Origin of the sequence: Sandarakinorhabdus sp. (assembly GCF_040398645.1) — a bacterium.
Lineage (GTDB): Bacteria > Pseudomonadota > Alphaproteobacteria > Sphingomonadales > Sphingomonadaceae > Sandarakinorhabdus.
Map to the genome: position 1 here is coordinate 44,495 of NZ_JBBATR010000016.1, position 2,955 is coordinate 47,449.

Sequence of the window (2,955 nt, forward strand, 5' to 3'; positions counted from 1 at the left end):
CGGCGGCACCGGTGGCCGCCAGGATTATGGGCGCGGCGGCGGCTTTGGCGGCGGCAGCGCCGGCCGGGCAGATTTCGATTTTGCCGGCGGCGCCGATGATCTGTTTGCCGAGTTGTTTGGCGGGCGCAGCGGCGCTGGCGGCGGCCGCGGTTTTCGCACCCAGGTGCGCGGGCCGGATGTGGCCTACCGCCTGACCGTGTCCTTCATCGAAGCCGTGCAGTTGACCCCGCAGCGCGTGATCATGCGCAGCGGCCAGACCATTGAAATCAAGCTGCCCGCCGGGCTTGAATCCGGCAAGCAGGTGCGATTGGCCGGGCGCGGTGAACCCGGGCCGGGCGGCGCCGGCGATGCCATCGTCACCATTGAGATCACGCCGCATCACTGCCTGGAACGCGATGGCGACGATGTGCGGCTCACCCTGCCGATCCGCCTCGACGAAGCCGTGCTGGGAGCCAAAATACGCATGCCGACGGCCGAAGGCGCCGTTACGCTCACGCTGCCGCCCGGCACCACATCAGGCAAGATGTTTCGCCTGAAAGGCCGCGGCTTTCGCCGCATCGATGGCAGCCGCGGCGACCAGCTTGTAACGGTAATGATCGATATCCCAGCTGACAATGCCGAGCTGAAAGCCTTTGCCGAAATGTTCAACGACAACCGCGATTTGCGCGGTTCGATCGATCCTTGATGGCTCTGCCGGCGGTGGCGGCCCCTCTGCTGCAACCGCGCTGGCGGGATCGGTGGCCGCTGCGCCGCATCGCTGTCGATGCCGGCAAGGGCCTGTTTGACAACGGCTTCACCCACGCCGGCAATCTGGCCTATCTCAGTCTGGTCACCTTGTTCCCCTTTGTCATTCTGCTGGCGTACATCGCCGGTCAACTGGGCCGCACCGCTGAAGGGCTGGCGGCGGTGGAGGCGTTTCTGGTGGCGCTGCCGCCCGGTGTTGCCGATCTGGTCGGCCCGGCGGTGCGCGATGTGATCGCGGCGCCGGCCAGCGGCGGGGTGATCACCTTTGGCGCCATCGTCGCCCTCTGGACATCGTCGGGTGTGCTGGTCACGCTGCGCGCCATGGTCAGCCAGGCTTACGGCACCACATCGTCGCTGCCGTTTTGGGGCTGGCGGCTGGTCGGGCTGGCGGAGGTGCTGGGGCTGGTGCTGATCCTGCTGCTGGCGTTCGGCGCACAGGTGGTCGTTACCGGCGCTGAAACCTTTGTGTTCCAGTTGATGCCGATGGCTGCAAACAGCGTGCCGGTGCTGGGCTTGCAGCGCGTGGTGCCGGCGTTGCTGCTGTTTCTGGCCCTGTGGGCGCTGTTTGGGCAATTGTGCCCGCGCCGGTTTCGCATCGCGCCGAGCTGGCCGGGCGCGCTGGCCACCGCCGCCGCCTGGACGATCACCACGCTGGCGCTGCCGCGCGTGCTGGCGCTGGTGGGCGGCTACACCGTCACCTATGGCAGCCTGGCCGGGGTGATCATCGCGCTGTTGTATTTTTACATCATCGGGCTTGGCCTGGTGCTGGGCGCACAGGTGAATGCCGCTGTTGGCCGCGCCCGGCTGGAAATTGCTGCAATATCTGCCTAAGGCACAGCGAATTCTGCAGATCGGAGAGCATAAAATGGGGATCATGACCGGCAAACGCGGTTTGATCATGGGCCTGGCCAACGACAAGAGCCTGGCGTGGGGGATTGCCAAGGCCCTCGCCGAGCACGGGGCCGAACTGGCGTTCAGCTATCAAGGCCCGATGATGGAAAAGCGGGTGCGGCCATTGGCCGAGCAGCTGGGCGTGGCTCGGCTGATGGAATGCGATGTGTCCGACATGGCCAGCATCGATGCCTGTTTTGCCGATCTCGCGGCGCAGTGGCCGACCATCGATTTTGTCGTTCACGCCATCGGGTTTTCCGACAAGAATGAATTGCGCGGCCGCTATGTCGATACCAGCCTCGATAACTTCCTGCTGACCATGAATGTGTCGGTCTACAGCTTCACGGCGGTGGCGCAGCGCGCAGCGGCGATGATGCCGGCGGGCGGATCGATGATCACCCTGTCTTATTATGGCGCCGAAAAGGTCATCCCGCATTACAACGTGATGGGCGTGGCCAAGGCGGCGCTGGAAGCCAGCGTAAAATATCTGGCGATGGACCTTGGCCCGCAGAATGTGCGCATCAACGCCATTTCCGCCGGCCCGATCAAGACATTGGCGGCCAGCGGCATCGGCGATTTTCGCTACATATTGAAATGGAATGAACTGAATTCGCCGCTGCGCCGCAACGTCACCATTGATGATGTCGGCGGCGCCGGCGTGTATCTGCTGTCCGATCTGGCCAGCGGCGTGACGGGTGAAATTCATCATGTTGATGGCGGGTATAATGTCATCGGCATGAAGGCCGAGGATGCGCCAGATATCGGGCTGGCATGACGGCGCTGCCCGCCATTGATCATGTGCAGATTGCCATGCCAATCGGCGGTGAGGCCGAGGCGCGGCGCTTCTTTGGTGATCTGGTCGGCCTGCTCGAACTTCCCAAGCCGGCTGAACTTGCTGCACGCGGCGGCTGCTGGTTCGAGTTGGCCGGGGCGCAGTTGCACTTGGGGGTGGAAGCCGATTTCCGCCCAGCCCGCAAGGCACATGTGGCGCTGCGTATCGCCGGGTATGAACCGCTGCGCGAGAGGCTGGCGATCGCTGGCTGCAGCGTGCAAGATGATGAACCGTTGAACGGCCACGCCCGTTTCTTCACCGCCGACCCCTTTGGCAACCGTATCGAGTTCACGGCAGCATGAGCCTCAACACATTCGGTCACCTGCTGCGCTTCAGCACCTGGGGCGAGAGCCACGGGCCGGCGATTGGCGCCGTGCTGGATGGCTGCCCGCCCGGCATTGCCTTGGCTGAAACGGATATTCAGCCGTTCCTGGACAAGCGCCGGCCCGGCCAATCGAAATTCACCACCCAGCGGCAAGAGCCCGATG

General features: G+C 64.3%; 5 protein-coding genes. All 5 read left to right on the forward strand.

Annotated features, from left to right (window positions below; genetic code table 11):
* Positions 1 to 685 (forward strand): J domain-containing protein (locus tag ABWP50_RS05640; RefSeq protein ID WP_353217012.1); only part of this gene is annotated, 685 nt, incomplete at its 5' end.
* Entirely contained in the window at positions 685 to 1,575 is an 891-nt protein-coding gene (locus ABWP50_RS05645; protein ID WP_353217024.1) for a YihY/virulence factor BrkB family protein, read from the forward strand. The genes ABWP50_RS05640 and ABWP50_RS05645, both read left to right, overlap by 1 nt.
* Positions 1,576 to 1,618: 43 nt before the next feature.
* Positions 1,619 to 2,410: an enoyl-ACP reductase FabI gene (fabI, locus tag ABWP50_RS05650; RefSeq protein WP_353217025.1), complete on the forward strand. Its 792-nt coding sequence runs from the start codon at positions 1,619 to 1,621 to the stop codon at positions 2,408 to 2,410.
* Positions 2,407 to 2,769 carry a VOC family protein gene (locus ABWP50_RS05655; RefSeq protein ID WP_353217013.1) on the forward strand — a complete coding sequence of 121 codons (363 nt, stop codon included), beginning with the start codon at positions 2,407 to 2,409 and terminating at the stop codon, positions 2,767 to 2,769. The genes fabI and ABWP50_RS05655 overlap by 4 nt, the downstream gene beginning before the upstream one ends.
* A partial coding sequence (locus ABWP50_RS05660) for a chorismate synthase (protein ID WP_353217014.1) occupies positions 2,766 to 2,955 on the forward strand: 190 nt, incomplete at its 3' end. The genes ABWP50_RS05655 and ABWP50_RS05660, both read left to right, overlap by 4 nt.

Bases quoted from the DNA above. Each gene is read 5' to 3' on its own strand.
- fabI (WP_353217025.1), top strand. From the start codon at position 1,619: ATGACCGGCAAACGCGGTTTGATCATGGGCCTGGCCAACGACAAGAGC.
- ABWP50_RS05645 (WP_353217024.1), top strand. From the start codon at position 685: ATGGCTCTGCCGGCGGTGGCGGCCCCTCTGCTGCAACCGCGCTGGCGG.
- ABWP50_RS05655 (WP_353217013.1), top strand. From the start codon at position 2,407: ATGACGGCGCTGCCCGCCATTGATCATGTGCAGATTGCCATGCCAATC.